We start from the raw sequence: 17791 nt of genomic DNA, 5'->3' as shown, positions 1-17791 counted from the left end.
TGCTACGATGCCGACGACAATATTCTAGCGGTTTCCCTCCCATGTCTTTGCCCGCCTCCCTGCCTGCCTCCCTGCCTGCCTCCCCGTCCGCGTCCTCGGCCCTGCCTTCCATCGAGGCCCTGCGCGCCGCGCTGAGCAAGGTCGCCGACCCGGAAATCGGTGCCAACATCGTCGATCTCGGGCTGGTCTATGCAATCCGTGCGGACGCCGCCGGGGTCAGCGTCGACCTGACCATGACCTCGCCGGCCTGTCCGATGGGCGGACTGATCGTCGACGACGCCCGCGCCGAACTGCAGCGCCTGCTGCCGCCGGAGGTCCCGGTCGAAATCAAGGTCGTCTGGGAACCGGCCTGGTCGCCGGCGCTGATGAGCCCCGAGTGCCGCGCCCGCCTCGGCTGGGAAGACTGAGCATGGCCGACCTGCCGCCGCGCGCCCGCTTGCCGCTGCTGCTGCTTGGCATGCTGTCGCTGCTCGGTGGCGTGCTGGCCGGCCTCGCCCGGCTCGGCTGGAACGTGCCGACGCCAGCCGCGCAAGCCGCTGCCTTCCACGGTCCACTGATGATCGCGGCCTTTTTCGGCACCGTCGTCAGCCTCGAACGCGCGGTTGCGCTCGGCCAGCGCTGGGCTTACCTGGCGCCGCTGGCCGCCGGGCTGGGCGGCACCCTGCTGCTCGCCGGCGACGCTTCGCCGCTGCCCCGCCTGCTCGGCGCGCTGGCCGCGACGGTGCTGGTCGCCGCCAGCGTCCAGGCCTGGCGGCGGCAGGTGTCGGTGCATGCCCAGGTGCTGATCATGGGCGCCGCCTGCTGGCTGCTCGCCAATCTTTACTGGCTGCTCGGCGGCGATACCGCGCAGGCCAGCTACGGCTGGCTGCTGTTCCTGATCCTGACCATCGCCGGCGAACGCCTCGAACTGACCCGCTTCCTGCCGACCCCGGCCGCCGCAAAGAAGGTCTTCAGCGGCATCGTTGCACTGCTGCTCGCCGGCGGCGCGCTGGCCGGCATCGACGACGGCCGGCTGTTCGCGCTTGGTCTCTTGCTGCTCGCCGGCTGGCTGCTGCGCTACGACATCGCCCGCCGCAACCTGCGCGCCGAAGCCCTGCCGCGCTTTGTCGCGCTGTGCCTGCTGTGCGGCTACGGCTGGCTGGCGCTGGCCGGACTGCTCGGCCTGAGCGGCGCCTTGGCCCCCGGCCACGACTGGCGCGACGCGGCGCTGCACGGGCTCGGCCTCGGCTTCATCTTCTCAATGGTGATCGGCCACGCGCCGATCATCTTCCCGGCCGTGATGCGCGTGCGCATTCCGTGGAGCCCGCTGTTCTACCTGCCGCTGGCCCTGCTCCACCTCGGCCTGCTGCTGCGCGTCGGCGGCGTGCTGCTCGGCAAGCTGCCGGCGCACGCGGCGCTGTTCAACGCCGTCACCCTGGGCGTCTTCATCCTGACCCTGCTGATCCAGGTCGGACGCGGGCGGGCCGGCTAACCGAACAGACCTGCCGGGCTTCCAGCGCGGCAATGCAGGCAACGGGCGGCCGGGATTGAAGGCAGGCCGGCGGTCGGAGCCAGTGACATTGCGGCGCATGGGGGGAGAGATCAGGCCCCCGGCCAGCGTTTCGCCGCAAACCGACCTCCGTTTTTTCTGCACCTGCGGCAGCCGCTTGAGCCGGGGCAAATTGGCTTATGCTGCGTTTTTCATCGCGCCGCTTTCGTCCGCCCCCTCGCCATGCAACGCAGCATCCTGATCATCGTCGTCGCCCAGTTGTTCGGCACTTCGCTGTGGTTTTCCGCCAACAGCGCCGCCGACGATCTGCTGCGCCAATGGCAATTGCCGCCGGCCGAGATCGGCACGCTGACCAACGCGGTGCAGCTCGGCTTCATCTGCGGCACCTTGCTGCTGGCCTTGAGCGGCCTCGCCGACCGCTATGCCGCCAGCCGCATCTTCGCCGTCAGCGCAGTCGGCGGGGCGCTGGCCAATGGTGCTTTCGCGCTGTTCGCCGACGGTCTGGCCAGCGGCGTGCCGCTACGTTTTCTCGTCGGCCTCAGCCTGGCCGGCATCTACCCGCTGGGGATGAAGCTGGTGGTCAGCTGGGAACCGCAACGCGCCGGTGCCGCGCTGGCCTGGCTGGTCGGCATGCTGACCCTGGGCAGCGCGCTGCCGCACGGCATCCGCTGGCTCGGCACCGGCGCCGCCTGGCAGGCGGCGATTCTGGTCTCGTCCGGCCTGGCCCTGCTCGCCGCCGCAATGATCCACCGGCTGGGCGACGGCCCCCACCTGCAACGCCGCAACAACGCGCCGCCGCTGCAACTCGGGCGGGTGCTGCATTGCTTCACCCGGCCGGCCTTCCGCGCCTCGGCGCTGGCCTATTTCGGGCATCAATGGGAGCTGTATGCCTTCTGGACGCTGGTTCCGGCCTTGTTGCTGCAAGCCGGGCTTGCCGCGCCGGGCAGCAGCCACGGGGCCGGAGCCGCCTTTGCCGTGGTCGGCATCGGCGCGCTCGGCTGCATCGCCGGCGGCGTGCTCAGCCGGACCGCCGGCAGCGCCCGCGTGGCGGCGCTGGCGCTGGCGCTCTCGGCCACTTGCTGTCTGCTCTTCCCGTTCACGGTCGACGCGCCAAACTGGGCAAAATGGCTGCTCCTGCTGCTCTGGGGCGCCAGCGTCGTCGCCGACTCGCCGCACTTCTCGGCGCTGTCCGCCCGCGCCTGCCCGCCGGAAATGGTCGGCAGCGCCCTGGCCCTGCAAAACGCCCTCGGCTTCGCGATCACCATGGGCTCGATCCAGCTCGGCACCCGCCTGGTCGGCGACTGGGGCACCCACATCGCCTGGCTGCTCCTCCCCGGGCCGCTGCTCGGCCTGCTGGCGCTGCGCCCGCTGTGGCGGGAAGCCCCGGAGCGGGGATAAGGCGATCAAGCGTAGAGTTGCGAGCGACTGGCGCGGCTAATGCACCGTGCACACCATGCACGGATCAAACGAGCGCACTACGTGTTGCACCGTCGGCGGGGCGTCGGGGCCGGCGGGGAGGCCGACTAGGGCGTGTTCGAGGGGACCGGGCTGGTCGTGGCGGTCGCGTGGCGAGAAGTTCCAGGTGGTCGGGGCGATGATCTGGTAACGCTCCAGGTGGCCACGGCGCACGCTCAGCCAGTGGCCGAGGCTGCCGCGCGCGGCTTCGACCTGGCCGCAGGCTTCGCCGCTGTCGGGCAGTTCGACCGGCAGGCAGAAGGCTTCGCCGGGGACGATGGCGCGCAGCCAGTCTTCCATCTGCGGCACGATCAACGCCAGTTCGAGCAGGCGCGCAACGACGCGGGCGGTGACGCTGGCGCCGTGGCGGGCGACCAGATCGCCAAGTAGCGGCTGACCGGCGAGCAGCTGCCGCGCCAGGGCGCCGGTTTCGGCCGGCTGGTCGGCATAGCGCGGCGCCTTGCACCAGGTATAAGCATCGGCCTTGTCGGCGTCGACCAGGGTTTCGCCCTGCGCCGGGGGTAGCGTGTCAGGGCCGGTGAGCCAGGAGTGGCGGATGTCTTCGCTGATTTTTTCCGTTTCCAGCCGGTCGACCGTGAATGCGCCGTTCGCCCCCGGCTGGCGGATGCCGGCCGGCAGCAAGTCGTAGGCGCCAAAAGATAGATAGCGTTCGTAAGCCTGCCCGACCCGCTCCAGGCCGAGATCGGCCGCAGCGCGCAGGAACAGCGGCAGATCACCGGCACGGCCGGCGGCCCAGGCCTGCAGCGCGTCGGCATCGGGCAGCGCGAGCACGGCTTCGAGCGCATCGCCGAACAGCGTCTGTTCGAGGAAGGCGCGGAACTCGCGCAGGATCGCCAGCAGCCGGATGCGCTCGGCGCTGCTCATCGCCTTGGTGCTGCCCCCCGGCTGCAGCGCCAGGGTGTGCGGCCAGCGGCCGGCGAGAAAACCGGTGAGATGGAAAAAGCGGGCGCGCGCCGGCAACACTTCGCCGACCGCGCTGCCGCTGCCGGCGCGGAAGCGCCCGGCGACAGCTGCATGCCAGGGGCGCCCGGCGTAGGCCGGATGCGCGAAGTCGGGCATGAAGAATAGGTAGAAATGGGTCAGGTGGTCGGCCAGGTTCTCGGTCGCCTGGACCAGCCGTTGCGCCAGTTGCCCGTTGGGCGGCGGCGTCACCCCGGCGAGTTGCGCCAGCGCCTGCGCGGCGGCGGCCGACTGGGCGACCGAGCAGATGCCGCAGATGCGCGGCACGATGGCCAGCGCATCAAGCGGCTGGCGCCCGACCAGAATCTGCTCGAAGCCGCGAAACAGCGGCGAATTGACCCGCGCCGCCGTGACGCTGCGACCGTCGGCATCGAGGTCGAGACTCAGTTCGAGGTCGCCTTCGACGCGGTTGAAGGGGCCGAGCACAATCCGGCGGCTCATCGGCAAGCCCCCATTCCGCTCACCGCGCCGATTGATGCCGATTGATCGCCCCCCCGCATGCTTTTCAACCAGCAGCGAAGCCCGGGCGAAACGCTGGCCGGGCACGGTACCCGCTGCAGCGACAAAGCGGCCATCTGGATTGATCTGTCCCCGGAGACGGCTTGCCCCCTCATTTCTGCCCTTTCTTGATCGCCGGCCGCACCCGCAGGTGGTCGCCGACGGCGTTTTCGCGCACCCGCTTCGGCGTTGCCGACTTGGACAAGGCGGCGAGCGCGACGAACCAGGCCTTGGGCATATCGACCGGCAGGCCGGTGGGAATCCCGGCCAGCTTGGGGGTTTGCTGGAAGGCGTGGCCGGGCGCCTCGAAACCCGGCTCGGTGCAGGCGATGCAGGCATAGCCGCCGCGCAGGCACGAGCCCTGGCCGTTCCACGGGCGCAGGCTGCAGTCGGCATGGGTCTGGGTGCCTTTACAGCCGAGGTTTTCCATCAGGCAGCCGAGGTCGGCCGGCTTCTGCGCGCTGGCCTTGAATTCGTAATACTCGTTGCGCGGGCAGCCGTGGTGCACCAGTTGTTCGGCGTAGAGCAGCGGCCGCCCGAGCTCGTCGAGCTCTTCCACGGTCAACCCCTCCAAAGCCAGTTTTTCCAGCGTATCGACCACCCAGCCGGGGTGCACCGGGCAGCCGGCAAGGTTGATCACCGGCAGGCCGGCGGCGCTGCGGAAGTCGGCACCGAGCAGGCCGCCAGGCGTGTCGACCTCGTATTGCAGGCCGCAGGCTTCGAGCGGGTTGCCCGGCGTATTCGCCGAAAAACCGCCCCAGGCGGTGCACGAGCCGACCGCCAGCACCCAGCGGGCGCGCACCGCCAGCCGGCTGACCCAGCTGTGCAAGGCCTCGCCGCTGCCGCCCAGGCGCTGGAAGCGGCCGCTGCCGCCCGGCCCGCGCAGCATCGCGCCTTCGACGCAGAGCACGTCGAAGGGTTGGCTGCCATCGGCGCAGGCCGCGAGCAGCGCCAGCGCATCGTGATCGCTCTCGGCGGCGAGCGCCGGGTGCCAGACAAACTCGATCCCGGCGCCGGCCAATTCGGCAAACAGCGGGCGCGGCTCGTGGCAGAGCAGCGACTGGGTGCAGCCGCCACAGCCGCCGCCTTGCAGCCACAGGACCTTGACGGTGGGTGCCGGCATCGCCTCAGTCCCCGCGTTCGAGGCCGTAGCGGACCAGCTTGGCGCGCAGGCCGACGCGCGACAGGCCGAGTTCGCGGGCGGCGCGCGACTTGTTCCAGCGATGGCGGATCATCGCCTCCTTGAGCACCTGCATTTCGAGGTGATCCATCCGCTCCTTGAGGTTGCCCGACAGCGGCGCCTGCCCTTCCGGCCAGACGATGTCGGGCGGCGCCGCGTCGCCGACCGGGGTGCGCAGGATGCGCGGCGAGAGCAGTTCGGCGCCGATGCGCGGGCTCTCGGTGAGCGCCACCAGGCGCAGGATTTCGTTCTGCAACTCGCGCACATTGCCCGGCCAGCGATAAGCGGCCAGACAGGCGAGTGCCTCGGCGCTGAAGTCGTCGACCCGCTTGCCCAGTGCGGCGCTACTGTTGGCCAGCAACTGCCGGGCGAGCAAGGGCAGGTCCATGCCGCGCTCGCGCAGCGGCGGCACATGCAGCGAAATGGTGGTCAACCGGTAGTACAAATCCTCGCGGAAACGACCGGTGCGTACGTCCTCTTCGAGATCGCGGTTGGTCGCCGCGAGTACCCGCACATCGACGCTGACCGGACGGTTGCTGCCCAGCGGCCGGAATTCGCCCTCCTGCAGCACGCGCAGCAGCTTGACCTGAAAAGCCGGGCTGGTTTCGCCGATTTCGTCGAGGAAAAGCGTGCCGCCGTCAGCCTGCTGGAACAGACCGACACGATCCTCGACCGCGCCGGTGAAGGCGCCACGCTTGTAGCCGAAGAGCTCGGATTCGAGCAGGGTATCGGGCAGGGCGCCGCAGTTTTCGGTGATGAAGGGCTTGTCGCCGCGCCGGCTCTGGTAATGCACGGCGCGGGCAACCATTTCCTTGCCGGTGCCGGATTCGCCGGTAATCGTCACCGGCAGGTCGTAGGGCGCGATTTTTTCGATCAGCTCGCAGATCGCATTCAGCGGGCTGCTCTCGGCGCGGATCAGCCCGGCCAGGCCGAGCTGGCTGCGCGCCTTGTCGCGCTTGCTCTCGACCCGTCGCCGCAGCACCGGCTCGGCAGTGCGCAGGTCGACGCTGAGGCGCTGGTTTTCCTGCTGCAGGCGCCAGACTTCGGCCGCGCGCTGCAGGGTCAGCAACAGCTGTTCCGGCTGCCAGGGCTTCAACAGATATTGCCAGATCCCGGCGTCGTTAACCCCGGTGATGATGTCCTCGGCGTCGGTATAGCCGGAGAGGATGATGCGCACGATGTCCGGCCAGCGGGCGCGTACCTCCTTGAGGAAATCGACACCACTGCGGCCGGGCATGCGCTGGTCGCAGACGATGACGCGGATGTTGGCGACGCTGTGCTCGCGCTCGATGATCGCCAGCGCGCTCTCGGCGTCGGAGGCGCAATAGACCTCGAAATCCTCCTCCAGCGTGCGACGCAGGGCCTCCTGCGAACGCAGTTCGTCATCGACGACGAGGACGGCAGGCAGGCGGCGCAGGGCGGTCGGGTTCATGCGGGGACGATCCAGTCGAGGTCGCGGTGCCGGGCCAGGTGGCGCGGCGTCCAGGAGTGCGGGGATTTGGCAACGAAATGATAGCGCGCGACGTGATAGGACGGATCGAAACCGTAGAAATTGCGCTGCATCTCGGCCAGTTCCTCGGCGCGGTAGGCGGCGAGCGGTTTGGCAGCTTCGTCGGCAGCGCGCTTTTCGACCTTGGCGGCGAGTTGACCGTGGAAATCGGGGCTGGCCGCCAGTTCGCCGGCGCGGCGGGCGACTTCCTCGGCAAAGCCGGCGTGGGGCAGACAGGCATCGTAAAAACCGCAGGCCACCGCTTCGGCGGCCGGCATCGGCAGGCGGTGGCGCATGATCGCGGCAGCCCCGTCGGCGCCGACCCGGGGCGGCAGCAGATAGGTCCAGAATTCGGAGCCGAACAGGTTGCCCATGTTCTTGTAATGCGGGTTGAGCAGCACCCCGTCGCGCACCCAGACCCGGTCGCAGGCGCGCGCCAGGAAACAGCCGCCGGCCCCGGCGTTGCCGGCCAGCGCCGCCACGGTCAACTGCGTCGAACAGCTCAAAATCGCCTCGGCCAGATCGTCAATGGCGTTGATGTTGGCCCAGGATTCGTCGGCCGGGCTGGCCGCCGCTTCGATGGTGTTGAGGTGAATGCCGTTGGACCAGAAATCAGAACTGCCGCCGAGCACGATCACCTGCGTCGGCCGCGTCGTCGCCCAGCGCAAGGCCGCAGTCAACCGCCGGCACTGGGCGGTGCTCATCGCACCGTTGTAGAAATTCCAGTCGAGGAAGCCGACGCTGCGACCATTGCAGTTCTCCTCACGATAGGCAATGTCCTGCCAGGTCGGAGAGTCGGCCTGCCACCAGCCGGCCAGCGGCTGCTCGGGCAAGGCCAGGGCTTCGGGGAAGGCCTGTGTCGCCGGCAGCTTGATCCCGCCGGCGCGCTTGAGATGGCCGATCCACAAGGCGCCGTCGGCGGTCGCCCGGCAGATCGCGTGTTCGCGCCGCGCCAACAGACTGCCCGGCGCGCCGCGCAACTGCGCCTCCGGCCAGGCATCGAAGACGTGGCAGGGGGTCGCGAACCACTGGTCGGCAACGCCGGGGAAGCCGTCGGCGGCGTTGATCCGGGCCAGAATTTCGGCGCTGCTCATGCTCGTCCAGTCGAGTGCGCGGTCGGCCTGGCGCATCAACGGCTGCTCGGCACCGGCCACGCGATAGGGCACAAATGCGCCGCCGGCGAAGCGTTCGACCGCCAGCAGGACCGCCTGCACGGCCGCTTCGGTGACTTCGTTGCGGTAAAGCGACGACTTCTTGGCCGCCCGTAGCGGGAAGCTCGCCGAGGCCCAGACCGGGCCGGCGTCCATTTCGGCTTCGGCCTGCAGCACGGTGACGCCCCATTCCGCACGCTCGCTCTGGATCGCCCAGTCGAGCGCCGACGGCCCGCGGTCGCCCTCGATGCCGGGATGGACGATGAAACACGGCGTCGTCCGCCAGATCGTTTCCGGGATCGCCCGCTTGAGAAAGGGCGCCAGCAGCAGATCGGGCTTGAACAGCGCGACCGCTTCCTCGCTGACCGAATCGGCGATGTCGAACTCGATGCTGAGCTGGTGACCACGCGCAGCGAGTTCGCAAAACAGGCGTTGCGCCAGGCTGTTGAAACTATGCGTCAGGAAGAGAATTCGCATGCCATCAGGGTATTTTCAAAAAGTTGTCGCAAACAAAACCACGGTTTTTAAAGGGCTTTTACCAAAATCATGTTTTCATTGGCATTTTTGTATAACTTTGGCGATATTTGGCGAACGAAGGGCTTTGGCTAACATGGCCGGAACGCGATCACTACCAACAAAAACATCATGCACACGCAGAAACGTCGTTCCAGCCCGCGCCGCAGCGCGGCCACATCCGAAGCCCGCCGCCGCCCCGAGTACATTGCGGCGGTGCGCTACCCCGACGGTAGCCGCGACATTTTCCATGTCCGCAACGCCGACGATATCGACGACGCCCGTGCGCTGGTAATTTCCGAAGTCGGCGACCTGCTGTCGCTGGTGATTGCCCAGCGCGCCTGATTTTCCCGCTACTCCGCGCATCGTTCCGAACGCCCCGGCGGCTCAGCAGATGCGCGGCAATTGCTCGCCACTCAACCAATCGACAATCCGCCGCCCGCCGAAGGCGGTAGTCATCTGCACGAAATGCTGCTCATCGGCATGCACGGTGCCGATCAATGCGGCTTCCCGGCCCAGCGGATGCGCCCGCATTGCCGCCAGGAAAGCTTCGGCATCGGCCGCTGCACAGATCGCGACCAGCTTGCCCTCATTAGCCACATAGAGCGGATCGAGGCCGAGAAACTCGCAGGCCGCCGCCACCGCCGGCCGCACCGGCAAGGCCTGCTCCTGCAACATCATCCCCACCCCCGACTGCTGCGCGATTTCATTGAGCGTCGTGCCCAGGCCACCGCGCGTTGGATCGCGCAGCACATGCAGATCAAGACCGGTTGCCAGCAACTCGCCAATCAGGCCGTGCAAGGCCGCCGTATCCGAGATGATCGGCGACTCGAACCCCAGGCTCTCGCGCTCGGCCATGATCGCCATGCCGTGGTCGCCGAGCGTCCCTGACACCAGGATCGCATCGCCCGGCTGCGCCCGCCGCCCCGACAACTCGCGCCCCGGCGGCAGCACGCCGACGCCGGTGGTGGTGATGAACACCCCGTCACCCTTGCCGCACTCGACCACCTTGGTATCGCCAGTCACCACCGGCACCCCGACCGCCTGCGCCGCCGCCGCCATGCTGTCGACGATGCGCACCAGATCGGCCAGCGGAAAGCCCTCTTCGAGAATGAACGACGCCGCCAGATACAAAGGCTGCGCGCCCATCACCGCGACGTCATTAACCGTGCCGTGCACCGCCAGGCAGCCGATGTCGCCGCCGGGAAAAAACAGCGGCGAGACCACGTGCGCATCGGTCGCCATCACCAAGCGCCCGCCCCCGGCCGCCGGCAGCACCGCGCCGTCATCGCCCTGGCCGAGATACTCGTTGCCAAGGCGCCGGGCAAACACCTCGTCGATCAACTGCGCCATCGCCCGCCCACCGGCACCGTGGGCCATGTCGATGCGGCCGTTTTTGAGATCGAGGGGACGGACGTAATGTTTACGGGATTCGCTCATGGTGTTGGACGGGGGTTACGGTCGACCGGGGAAATGCGGTTTTTTCCCGGTCGACCGTGGAAGAAGGAAGCCTGTTTGGGCTGCGGGTTGGCGTGTTGCATTGGGAAATGCTGGTTTCCGCCGTTGACCGGCGGGCGTACTTTTTCTTGTCTTGCCAAGAAAAAGTAGCCAAAAAGAAGGCGCGCCCGCTGCGGCGCCCGGCTACGCCGGGTGCTCTGCGCTGCTCGGACGAGCGGGCGGTTCGCATGAATTCGCCTGCGGCTCAAACAATGCGAACCGAAGGCCCCCGCCCGCCCTGCGCTGCTCGACGCCGCAGAGGGCTGAGGGAAAAACGTCTCGGATTTACGGTTGACCGTAAAAAATGACGTTTTTGCCGGTCGACCGTAAAAAATAGTTTGCTCTGGTTTTTGCTCCAGCCTTTCGGCTGCGACGCCTTTGGGCCCCATGTGGAGCGCCGAGCAGCGCAGGCGGGCCGGGGGATTTCGGCTGGCGGTGTTTGAGCCCCGCAGGGGCGAGTTTAGCCAGCCGCCCGGACTGCCGAGCAGCGCAGGGCAGTCGGCGCAGCCGACCGCGTAGCCTGGGGTGGCTTTTTCTTTGGCTACTTTCTTTTTGCCATCAAAAAGAAAGTACGCCCGCGCGTCAGGCGCGGAAAACCGCCTGAAAAAGAGCATCTCCCGCAGTCGACCGTAACGACCTAACGCCCCTCCCAGCCGAGCCAAGCCCGCCCCCCTACCCCGCATCCCGATACCGCCCATAGGTATAGTGCGCCGCGCATGCACCTTCCGACGAGACCATGCACGAGCCGACCGGATTTTCCGGCGTGCACACCGTGCCGAAGATCTTGCAGTCCTGCGGCCGCTTGACCCCGCGCAGGATCGCCCCGCACTCGCAGGCCTTGTGATCCGCGACCGAACGGTAAGCGGCGGCGAAGCGTTGTTCGGCATCGAACTCAGCGAACTGGCTGCGAATGCGCAGCGCCGAGTAGGGCAGCACGTTGAGGCCGCGCCATTCGAACTGTTTGCGCATTTCGAAGACTTCGCCGACCAGGGCCTGCGCCTTGCGGTTGCCGTCACGGTCGACGGCGCGCGAGAACTCGTTTTCGACTTCGGCCCGGCCTTGGTTGACCTGGCGGATCAGCATCTTGATCGCCTGCATCACGTCGAGCGGCTCGAAGCCGGCGATCACCACCGGCTTGCGGTATTCCTCGGCGAAGAATTCGTAAGGGCGGCTGCCGATGATGGTCGACACGTGTGCCGGGCCGATGAAGCCGTCGAGCGGCACGGTGCCCCAGCGGCGGACTTCCGGCGATTCGAGAATGCTGGAGATGGCCGACGGCGTCAGCACGTGGCAGCACAGCACCGAGAAGTTCTTGAGCCCGAGCGCCGCCGCCTGCTTGATCGCCACCGCCGTCGGCGGGGTGGTGGTTTCAAAGCCGATGGCGAAGAAGACGACCTGTTTTTCCGGGTGCTTTTGCGCCAGCGTCACCGCGTCGAGGCTGGAATAGACCATCTTCACCTCGCCGCCGCCGGTTCCGGCGCGGGCCTTGGCCTTGAGCAGCGAGAGGCCGTCGCTGGCCGGAACGCGCAGGCAGTCGCCGTAGGTGCACAGGGTGACGCCGTGGTCGAGAACCAGCCGGATCGCCTGATCGACGCGACCGATCGGCAGCACGCAGACCGGGCAGCCGGGGCCGTGGATCATCCGCACATTGGCGGGCAGCAGGTCGGCGACGCCGTAGCGCGAGATGGCATGGGTGTGGCCGCCGCAGAATTCCATGAAGTGGTAGCGGCGCTGCGGGTCGATCTCGGCACGGATCGCGGCGGCGATCTTCTGCGCGGTTTCGCCGTCGCGGTATTCGTCGATGTACTTCATCAGTGCAGGGTCGGCGGCGCGTCGGAGAAAGCCTGTTCGCCCATTTCGGCAAACAGCTTCAGGGTCTTGGCCGCCTCTTCCGGGTCGAGCTTGTTGAGCGCGTAGCCGACATGGACGATCACGTAGTCGCCGACTGCAACGCCCTCGACCAGGGCCAGCGAGATTTCCTTGCGCACGCCGGCCAGTTCGACCAGCGCGTTGTCGTTGTCGCGCAGTTCAACCACCAGCGCGGGAATGGCCAGACACATGCAAATACTCCTGTCGCTTAACTGCGGCCGGCCAGCCGGCGCAGGAAGCCGCGCCGCGAAACCGGCGGTTTTTCGGTCGCCACCGCCTCTTCGGCAGCGGTGGCGGGCGCCGGCGTCGGCTCGGGCGGCGGGGTGAATACCGACTTCAAGGCATCGATGGCGATCTGCCGGGCGCTGCCCATGTCGCTCAGCGTGCTCACCGGGGCGATCAGCGGACAATACTGGTAAGGCCCGAGATCGGGGTCGTCATCGGCAATCAGCTGCAAGGTGCCGCAAGGCAGATTCAGGTAGCGCCGTTCGCCGGCGGGAATGTCGCCCCACAATTCACCGCCGCCGGAAACCAGGAAGAGGTTGAGGAACCACGGGGTGATCACCACCCCCAGCCAGTCGCCGCGATAGTGGACAAAGCCGTGCACTTCGACGCTCAAGGCCGGATTGACGAAGGGCAGGTCCTGCATCCGCTCTTCCCAGACGCGCTGGTAATGGGCGGTGAAAAACTCGGCGGGATCGTCGTTGCGGGCAGTCGCCGGCCGGATCGGCGGCGGCGCCAGGGCGGGGGTACGGAGGCGTTCAGTCATGTGCGGGCTTCATATCCTGGAAATGGCGCAGCGGATCATAGTCGCCGTTGAGCGACGCCGCCAGTGCTGCCAACGCATCCTCGATCAAGGCCCGCGCCTCGTCATCGACCACTTCCTTGGCCAGGCCGAGCGAAGTCAGCACCCAAGTGCCAAGGGGCTGCGGCCCGAGCAACATCATGTTCACCCGCTCGCGCTGGCCATCGCGCTCGACCCAAGCGAAATAGCCCTCGCCTTCCCACGCAACCACCTGTTTCGGAATCGACAGGCACATCAGGCCAACTCCTCGACCGTCGCCCCGCAGCGGCGCAGTTCGGCCACCGTCATCGCCAGCAGTTCGGGCAGGCGGGCAGCGACTTCCGGCGACAACTCCATGCCCAAGTCCATCGACACCGGCTGCATGCCGACAATCACCGTTTCGCGCGGTGCGCGGCCGGTCAGTTCGAGACTGGCGAGGACGTCGCAGAGGCCGACCTGGTGCGGCGACAGCTTGGTCTTGAAAAACACCGGCACCTGGTCGCCGGTGAGCAGCACCGGCGTCGCCGGCGGCTGGTGGCAGCGAACGCAATCGACGACGATCAGCGCGTCGAGATTCTCCAGTTGCTCAAGGAACTCCATGCCGCAGGTGCCGCCGTCGATCAGCTCGACTTCCGGCGGCAGGCGGTAGCGCTCGCCCAGTGCTTCGACGACGCGAACCCCGACACCCTCGTCGGTAAGCAGGATGTTACCGACCCCGAGGACCACGATACGCATGCGAATTTCTCCAAAAAAAGAGGGCGCGACATAGTCGCGCCCCAAACGACGGGATACCTTGACCTGGGCCAAACAACCCGCAACTACGACTCATTGGGCAGGCAAAAACCTGCTTTCATTCCTGCTCCGGGGGCCAGCGAAATTGGCTGCTCGCCCCCCGGGAATATCCGGACTCAGACCGCCTTGACGGTAACAACCGGGTTGTTCTCCTGGTCGACCACATGCACGGCACAGGCCAGACAGGGGTCGAAGGAGTGCACCGTGCGCAGCACTTCCAGCGGCTTCTCGGGATCGGCAACCGGGTTGTCGAGCAGGCAGGCCTCGTAGGCACCAGGCTGATCCTTCTCGTTACGCGGTGCGGCGTTCCAGGTGGTCGGTACGACGCACTGGTAGTTCTTGATCTTGCCGTCCTCGATCACCACCCAGTGCGAGAGCACGCCACGCGGCGCCTCGTGGAAACCGACCCCCATCTGCTCGCCCTTGGGGAAGACCGGCTTGTTGAAGGTCTTGAGGTCGCCTTTACCCATGTTGGCGAGCAGCAGGTTCCATTGATTCATCAATTCGTCGACCTGCACCGCGCAGCCGACCGCGCGTGCCGCATGGCGACCAATGGTCGAGTGCAGCGCGTCGAGGCCAACCTTGGCGCCAGCGATGTTGGAGACGAGATCAAGCGCGGCGGTGGCGTATTTCTTGGTCGGTTCATGGCCGGCAGCCAGCATGTTGAGCACGCGCGGCAGCGGCCCGACCTGCATCGGCTTGCCGTAGAAGGTCGGCGCCTTCAGCCAGCTGTACTTGCCATTGTCCTGGAAATCGGTGTAGTTCGGCGTCGTTTCGCCCTGATAGGGGTGCAGCGACTTGTCGTTGCCGTCCTTGTAGCTGTACCAGGAATGCTTGACTGCTTCGGAAACGCCATCGACGAAATACTTGTCGCCAAAGGTTTTGATCGGCTTGTAGCTCTCGATCTTGCCGCCTTCGATGAAGCCGCCGGGAAGCGCGAACTGTGTGCCCTTGCCGTCGAGCGGAATGTCCGGCACGCACAGGTAGTCGGTGATGCCGCGCCCGTACTTGGTCCAGTCGGCGTAGAAGCCGCCGATCACGCCGACATCGACGAGGTAGACGTTCTTGATGAAGTCGTCGAGCTTCTCGATCCACTCCTTGACCGCGAGCAGGCGCTCAATGGTCAGCACCGACTGGGCATCGAGATTGAGCGGATTGGCCACACCACCGACGGCGACGTTCTGGATGTGCGGTGATTTGGAGCCGAGCACCGAAACGATCTTGCTGGCAAAACGCTGGATTTCCAGCGCCTGCAGGTAGTGGACCGTGGCGATCAGGTTCACTTCCGGCGACAGCTTCATCGCCGGGTGGCCCCAGTAACCGTTAGTGAAGATGCCGAGCTGGCCGGTGCCGACGAAGCCCTTGAGGCGGTCCTGCACCTTCTTGAATTCGGCCTTGGTATTGCCGTTCCAGTTGGAGAGGCTCTGCGCCAGGCTGGCGGCCTTGTCCGGGTCGGCCTTGAGAGCGCTGACCACGTCCACCCAGTCGAGCGCCGAGAGGTGGTAGAAATGCACGATGTGGTCGTGAATCCCGTGCGCCAGCATGATCATGTTGCGGATGTACTGGGCGTTGACCGGGATTTCGAGTTGCAGCGCATTTTCAACGGCGCGCACCGAGGCCATCGCGTGCACCGTGGTGCACACGCCGCAGATGCGCTGGGTGATCGCCCAGGCGTCGCGCGGATCGCGGCCGATCAGGATGTTCTCGACCCCGCGCCACATCTGGCCGGAGGCCCAGGCCTTCTTGACCCGCCCGCCATCGACCTCGACATCGACGCGCAAATGGCCTTCGATGCGAGTAACCGGATCAATCGTGACTCTTTTCGACATGTTTTTCTCCTATCCCGGAATTCAGTGAGCAGCCGCAGCGTCTTCACGCGGCAGGACCGGGAAGCGACGGGTAATGATGATGTAAGCAAGAACCTCGACCGAGAACATGCCGATGGTGACCAGCATTTCGGCAATCGAGGGGAAGTAGTGCCAGCCGTGATCAACGCCAAGACCAGTGTCGTAACCGATCAGGAAGCCGTTGACCCGCATCAGCATCGCGCCGCACATCAGCGCGATCCCGGCCAGGAACAGCCGGGCCGGATTGCGCCGGGCAGCGGCACTGCCGATCAGGAAGTAAGGCAGCACGAAGCAGATCAATTCCAGCCAGAAGAAGAAGGCTTCGAGGCTGGCAGCGAAGGCATGGCCGAGGGCACCGCGCACGACCAGGTCGCCGAGCCGGACCGCGAGGAAGAGACCGAGCACGCCGAGCATGATCTTGGCCATCGGCTGCAGCAGGTGCATTTCGATCTCGCGGCGGTAGGCCGCCGAGGCAACGCAGGACTCGAAGAGAACGATGCCGTAGCCGACGGTGATCGCCGACAGCAGGTAAAGCAGCGGCACGATCGGGGTCTGCCACAGCGGATTGACCTGCGGCCCCATCACCACCAGCATGGTGCCGAGCGAGGACTGGTGCATCATCGGCAGCAAGGTGCCGAGGGCGATGAAGAAGAACAGGACCTTCTCCAGTTTCTTCTTTTGCACGGTCAACCCCCATTTTTCGAGAAAAACGGGCGAGAACTCGATCCACATCACCGTGATATAGGCCGAGATGCAGACCGCAACCTCGAACATCACCGAGTTGGGATTGGCGTAACCGGGCCAGAAGATGTGCCAGAAATTCCACCAGCGACCGAGGTCGAAGATCACCCCGACGCCGGCCAGGGTGTAGCCGAACAGGCTGGCCAGCAGCGCCGGCCGGACCAGCGGGTGATATTCGCCGCGATTGAAGATGTACACCAGCATCGCCACCGAGAAACCACCGCAGGCGAAGGCCGAACCGATGATCACGTCGAAAATGACCCAGATGCCCCAGGGATAGCCGTCGTTGAGGTTGGTCACGGCACCGAGGCCGAAGATGAAGCGGACCAGCAGGACCGCCAGCATCGCCATGATCAGGACGCCACAAACGGCGGTGGCGGTATTCAACAGCTTGCCGCCGACCGGGACGGCGGGATGATGCGCGCTCATGTCAGGCCTCCCCTTGTTTGTCTTGATCCTGGGCGCTTTCGGCGACCACGTTGCGGCGGGCCACCCAGGTCAGGCCGGCGAGTACCGCCACCGGCATGACCAGACCGCCGTACAGGCTGTGCTGGATGGTTTCCGAAGTCGCCGCCGAGGACTTGGGCGGCAGATCGGGCATCCCGACCTTCTGGAAATTGACTGCGGAGAGCTTGAGCACCTGAGTGCCGCCGTACTCCTTCTCGCCATAGACGTGCTGCAGATAGGCGCCGGCTTGTGCCTGATAGTCCTGGTTCAGCGGTCCCTGCCACTTGGCGGCCTGTTCCGGCGTTTCATCCTTGGCCGGCAGACGGCCGCGCGGCATGGTGGTCCACTCGCCCGGCTTCAGCGCCAAGCGGCGCTTGGCTTCGGCGAGCAGGTCCTCGCTGCGGCCAAACAGCGTCGCGCCGGTCGGGCAGACTTCGGCGCAGGCCGAGTAGTGACCGTCCTTGTGCCGATGGCGGCAGAGTTCGCACTTGCCGATCTGGCCGGTGGGTGAATCGTACTGGTACTTGGGAATCCCGAACGGGCAGGCGGCGACGCAGTAACGGCAGCCGATGCAGATGTCCGGGTCGTAGCCGACGATGCCATTGACCGGGTTCTTGGTCATTGCCGAAACCGGGCAGGCCGAGACGCAGGACGGATCGGCGCAATGCATGCACGAGGTCTTCATGAAGGCGAAGCCGTTCTGCTCCGCATCCTTGTTTTCCATCGTGCCGTTGCGGTACATCTTGATCAGGTTGAAGGTGTGGCCGCTGGTGTCGAGCGGCGTATCCCACAACTTGTCGACGGCGGTGAATTCGGCCGGGTTGGCATTGGCTTGCTTGCAAGCCGCAACGCAAGCCTGGCAGCCGACGCAGAGGGTGGCATCGTAGAGCAGGCCGAGGGCTTCCGGCGGCCGTTGCAGGGTATCGCGGGCGCAAGCGACTTCCGGCGCCACGGCAGCGGCCGCAGCGGCACCACCGGCAAGCAGGCGCTTGAGGAAGTTGCGCCGGCCCTGACTGCCGGCTTCCGGCTCAGTGTGCGGATGGGAGGGTTGTTTCATG

At 66.5% G+C, this 17791-nt stretch carries 18 protein-coding genes; 4 read left to right on the top strand and 14 right to left on the bottom strand.

Annotation, left to right across the window (positions count from 1 at the left end; translation table 11 throughout):
- Window positions 1-41 precede the first annotated feature (41 nt).
- From VX159_RS00990 to VX159_RS00980, 3 genes are all read left to right on the top strand, one after another.
- A complete protein-coding gene (locus VX159_RS00990; RefSeq protein ID WP_371324135.1) occupies window positions 42-407 on the top strand; it encodes a metal-sulfur cluster assembly factor in 366 nt (121 codons plus the stop codon).
- A 2-nt stretch (window positions 408-409) separates the two neighbouring features.
- Window positions 410-1471 carry a hypothetical protein gene (locus VX159_RS00985; protein ID WP_371324134.1) on the top strand — a complete coding sequence of 354 codons (1062 nt, stop codon included), beginning with the start codon at window positions 410-412 and terminating at the stop codon, window positions 1469-1471.
- Between the two features lie 240 nt (window positions 1472-1711).
- On the top strand, window positions 1712-2887 hold the full coding sequence (locus VX159_RS00980) for an MFS transporter (RefSeq protein WP_371324133.1): 1176 nt from the start codon (window positions 1712-1714) through the stop codon (window positions 2885-2887).
- Between the two features lie 36 nt (window positions 2888-2923).
- Here the strand turns inward: VX159_RS00980 and VX159_RS00975 are convergent, their stop codons facing one another.
- The 4 genes from VX159_RS00975 to VX159_RS00960 form a co-directional block, all read right to left on the bottom strand.
- The gene (locus tag VX159_RS00975; RefSeq protein WP_371324132.1) at window positions 2924-4366 is read right to left on the bottom strand and encodes a nickel-dependent hydrogenase large subunit; all 1443 of its coding nucleotides are present in this window, start codon (window positions 4364-4366) and stop codon (window positions 2924-2926) included.
- A gap of 169 nt (window positions 4367-4535) precedes the next feature.
- Window positions 4536-5546 (bottom strand): HupU protein, encoded by a 1011-nt coding sequence (locus tag VX159_RS00970; RefSeq protein ID WP_371324131.1) that lies wholly within the window; start codon window positions 5544-5546, stop codon window positions 4536-4538.
- A 4-nt stretch (window positions 5547-5550) separates the two neighbouring features.
- Window positions 5551-7035: a sigma-54-dependent transcriptional regulator gene (locus tag VX159_RS00965; protein ID WP_371324130.1), complete on the bottom strand. Its 1485-nt coding sequence runs from the start codon at window positions 7033-7035 to the stop codon at window positions 5551-5553.
- Window positions 7032-8720 (bottom strand): enoyl-CoA hydratase-related protein, encoded by a 1689-nt coding sequence (locus VX159_RS00960; protein ID WP_371324129.1) that lies wholly within the window; start codon window positions 8718-8720, stop codon window positions 7032-7034. The genes VX159_RS00965 and VX159_RS00960 overlap by 4 nt, the downstream gene beginning before the upstream one ends.
- A gap of 168 nt (window positions 8721-8888) precedes the next feature.
- Here VX159_RS00960 and VX159_RS00955 point away from each other — a divergent pair, with 168 nt between their 5' ends.
- Window positions 8889-9101, top strand: a complete 213-nt coding sequence (locus VX159_RS00955) for a hypothetical protein (RefSeq protein ID WP_371324128.1) — start codon at window positions 8889-8891, stop codon at window positions 9099-9101.
- Window positions 9102-9143: 42 nt separating this feature from the next.
- On the opposite strand, the gene hypE is transcribed toward VX159_RS00955, so the two are convergent.
- The 10 genes from hypE to hybA form a co-directional block, all read right to left on the bottom strand.
- Complete coding sequence (gene hypE, locus VX159_RS00950) at window positions 9144-10196, bottom strand: hydrogenase expression/formation protein HypE (RefSeq protein ID WP_371324127.1); 1053 nt, start codon at window positions 10194-10196, stop codon at window positions 9144-9146.
- Window positions 10193-10867, bottom strand: coding sequence for a hypothetical protein (locus VX159_RS00945; RefSeq protein ID WP_371324126.1), 675 nt, complete (start codon window positions 10865-10867; stop codon window positions 10193-10195). The genes hypE and VX159_RS00945 overlap by 4 nt, the downstream gene beginning before the upstream one ends.
- A 58-nt stretch (window positions 10868-10925) precedes the next feature.
- Entirely contained in the window at window positions 10926-12065 is a 1140-nt protein-coding gene (gene hypD / locus VX159_RS00940) for a hydrogenase formation protein HypD (RefSeq protein WP_371324125.1), read from the bottom strand.
- Window positions 12065-12313, bottom strand: a complete 249-nt coding sequence (locus tag VX159_RS00935) for a HypC/HybG/HupF family hydrogenase formation chaperone (protein WP_371324124.1) — start codon at window positions 12311-12313, stop codon at window positions 12065-12067. Before VX159_RS00935 ends, hypD begins: the two co-directional genes overlap by 1 nt.
- Window positions 12314-12330: 17 nt before the next feature.
- Window positions 12331-12891, bottom strand: a complete 561-nt coding sequence (gene hybE / locus VX159_RS00930) for a [NiFe]-hydrogenase assembly chaperone HybE (protein WP_371324123.1) — start codon at window positions 12889-12891, stop codon at window positions 12331-12333.
- Window positions 12884-13162: a HypC/HybG/HupF family hydrogenase formation chaperone gene (locus VX159_RS00925; protein WP_371324122.1), complete on the bottom strand. Its 279-nt coding sequence runs from the start codon at window positions 13160-13162 to the stop codon at window positions 12884-12886. Before VX159_RS00925 ends, hybE begins: the two co-directional genes overlap by 8 nt.
- Entirely contained in the window at window positions 13162-13641 is a 480-nt protein-coding gene (locus VX159_RS00920; RefSeq protein WP_371324121.1) for a HyaD/HybD family hydrogenase maturation endopeptidase, read from the bottom strand. Before VX159_RS00920 ends, VX159_RS00925 begins: the two co-directional genes overlap by 1 nt.
- A 173-nt stretch (window positions 13642-13814) precedes the next feature.
- The gene (locus VX159_RS00915; protein ID WP_371324120.1) at window positions 13815-15527 is read right to left on the bottom strand and encodes a nickel-dependent hydrogenase large subunit; all 1713 of its coding nucleotides are present in this window, start codon (window positions 15525-15527) and stop codon (window positions 13815-13817) included.
- A gap of 21 nt (window positions 15528-15548) precedes the next feature.
- The gene (gene hybB / locus VX159_RS00910; protein ID WP_371324119.1) at window positions 15549-16715 is read right to left on the bottom strand and encodes a Ni/Fe-hydrogenase cytochrome b subunit; all 1167 of its coding nucleotides are present in this window, start codon (window positions 16713-16715) and stop codon (window positions 15549-15551) included.
- A gap of 1 nt (window position 16716) precedes the next feature.
- Window positions 16717-17790, bottom strand: coding sequence for a hydrogenase 2 operon protein HybA (hybA, locus tag VX159_RS00905; protein ID WP_371324118.1), 1074 nt, complete (start codon window positions 17788-17790; stop codon window positions 16717-16719).
- Window position 17791: the final 1 nt, after the last annotated feature.

This window comes from Dechloromonas sp. ZY10 (assembly GCF_041378895.1).
Lineage (GTDB): Bacteria > Pseudomonadota > Gammaproteobacteria > Burkholderiales > Rhodocyclaceae > Azonexus > Azonexus aquae.
The sequence above is the reverse complement of the archived record's forward strand: the minus strand, read 5'-3'. Positions and strand labels throughout refer to the sequence as shown.

Coding starts and splice junctions, on each gene's coding strand:
- hybE (WP_371324123.1), bottom strand. CDS start 12,891: ATGACTGAACGCCTCCGTACCCCCGCCCTGGCGCCGCCGCCGATCCGG.
- VX159_RS00980 (WP_371324133.1), top strand. CDS start 1,712: ATGCAACGCAGCATCCTGATCATCGTCGTCGCCCAGTTGTTCGGCACT.
- hybB (WP_371324119.1), bottom strand. CDS start 16,715: ATGAGCGCGCATCATCCCGCCGTCCCGGTCGGCGGCAAGCTGTTGAAT.
- VX159_RS00990 (WP_371324135.1), top strand. CDS start 42: ATGTCTTTGCCCGCCTCCCTGCCTGCCTCCCTGCCTGCCTCCCCGTCC.
- hypE (WP_371324127.1), bottom strand. CDS start 10,196: ATGAGCGAATCCCGTAAACATTACGTCCGTCCCCTCGATCTCAAAAAC.
- VX159_RS00960 (WP_371324129.1), bottom strand. CDS start 8,720: ATGCGAATTCTCTTCCTGACGCATAGTTTCAACAGCCTGGCGCAACGC.
- VX159_RS00925 (WP_371324122.1), bottom strand. CDS start 13,162: ATGTGCCTGTCGATTCCGAAACAGGTGGTTGCGTGGGAAGGCGAGGGC.
- VX159_RS00965 (WP_371324130.1), bottom strand. CDS start 7,035: ATGAACCCGACCGCCCTGCGCCGCCTGCCTGCCGTCCTCGTCGTCGAT.
- hypD (WP_371324125.1), bottom strand. CDS start 12,065: ATGAAGTACATCGACGAATACCGCGACGGCGAAACCGCGCAGAAGATC.
- VX159_RS00975 (WP_371324132.1), bottom strand. CDS start 4,366: ATGAGCCGCCGGATTGTGCTCGGCCCCTTCAACCGCGTCGAAGGCGAC.
- VX159_RS00920 (WP_371324121.1), bottom strand. CDS start 13,641: ATGCGTATCGTGGTCCTCGGGGTCGGTAACATCCTGCTTACCGACGAG.
- VX159_RS00955 (WP_371324128.1), top strand. CDS start 8,889: ATGCACACGCAGAAACGTCGTTCCAGCCCGCGCCGCAGCGCGGCCACA.
- VX159_RS00970 (WP_371324131.1), bottom strand. CDS start 5,546: ATGCCGGCACCCACCGTCAAGGTCCTGTGGCTGCAAGGCGGCGGCTGT.
- VX159_RS00915 (WP_371324120.1), bottom strand. CDS start 15,527: ATGTCGAAAAGAGTCACGATTGATCCGGTTACTCGCATCGAAGGCCAT.
- VX159_RS00985 (WP_371324134.1), top strand. CDS start 410: ATGGCCGACCTGCCGCCGCGCGCCCGCTTGCCGCTGCTGCTGCTTGGC.
- hybA (WP_371324118.1), bottom strand. CDS start 17,790: ATGAAACAACCCTCCCATCCGCACACTGAGCCGGAAGCCGGCAGTCAG.
- VX159_RS00935 (WP_371324124.1), bottom strand. CDS start 12,313: ATGTGTCTGGCCATTCCCGCGCTGGTGGTTGAACTGCGCGACAACGAC.
- VX159_RS00945 (WP_371324126.1), bottom strand. CDS start 10,867: ATGCTCTTTTTCAGGCGGTTTTCCGCGCCTGACGCGCGGGCGTACTTT.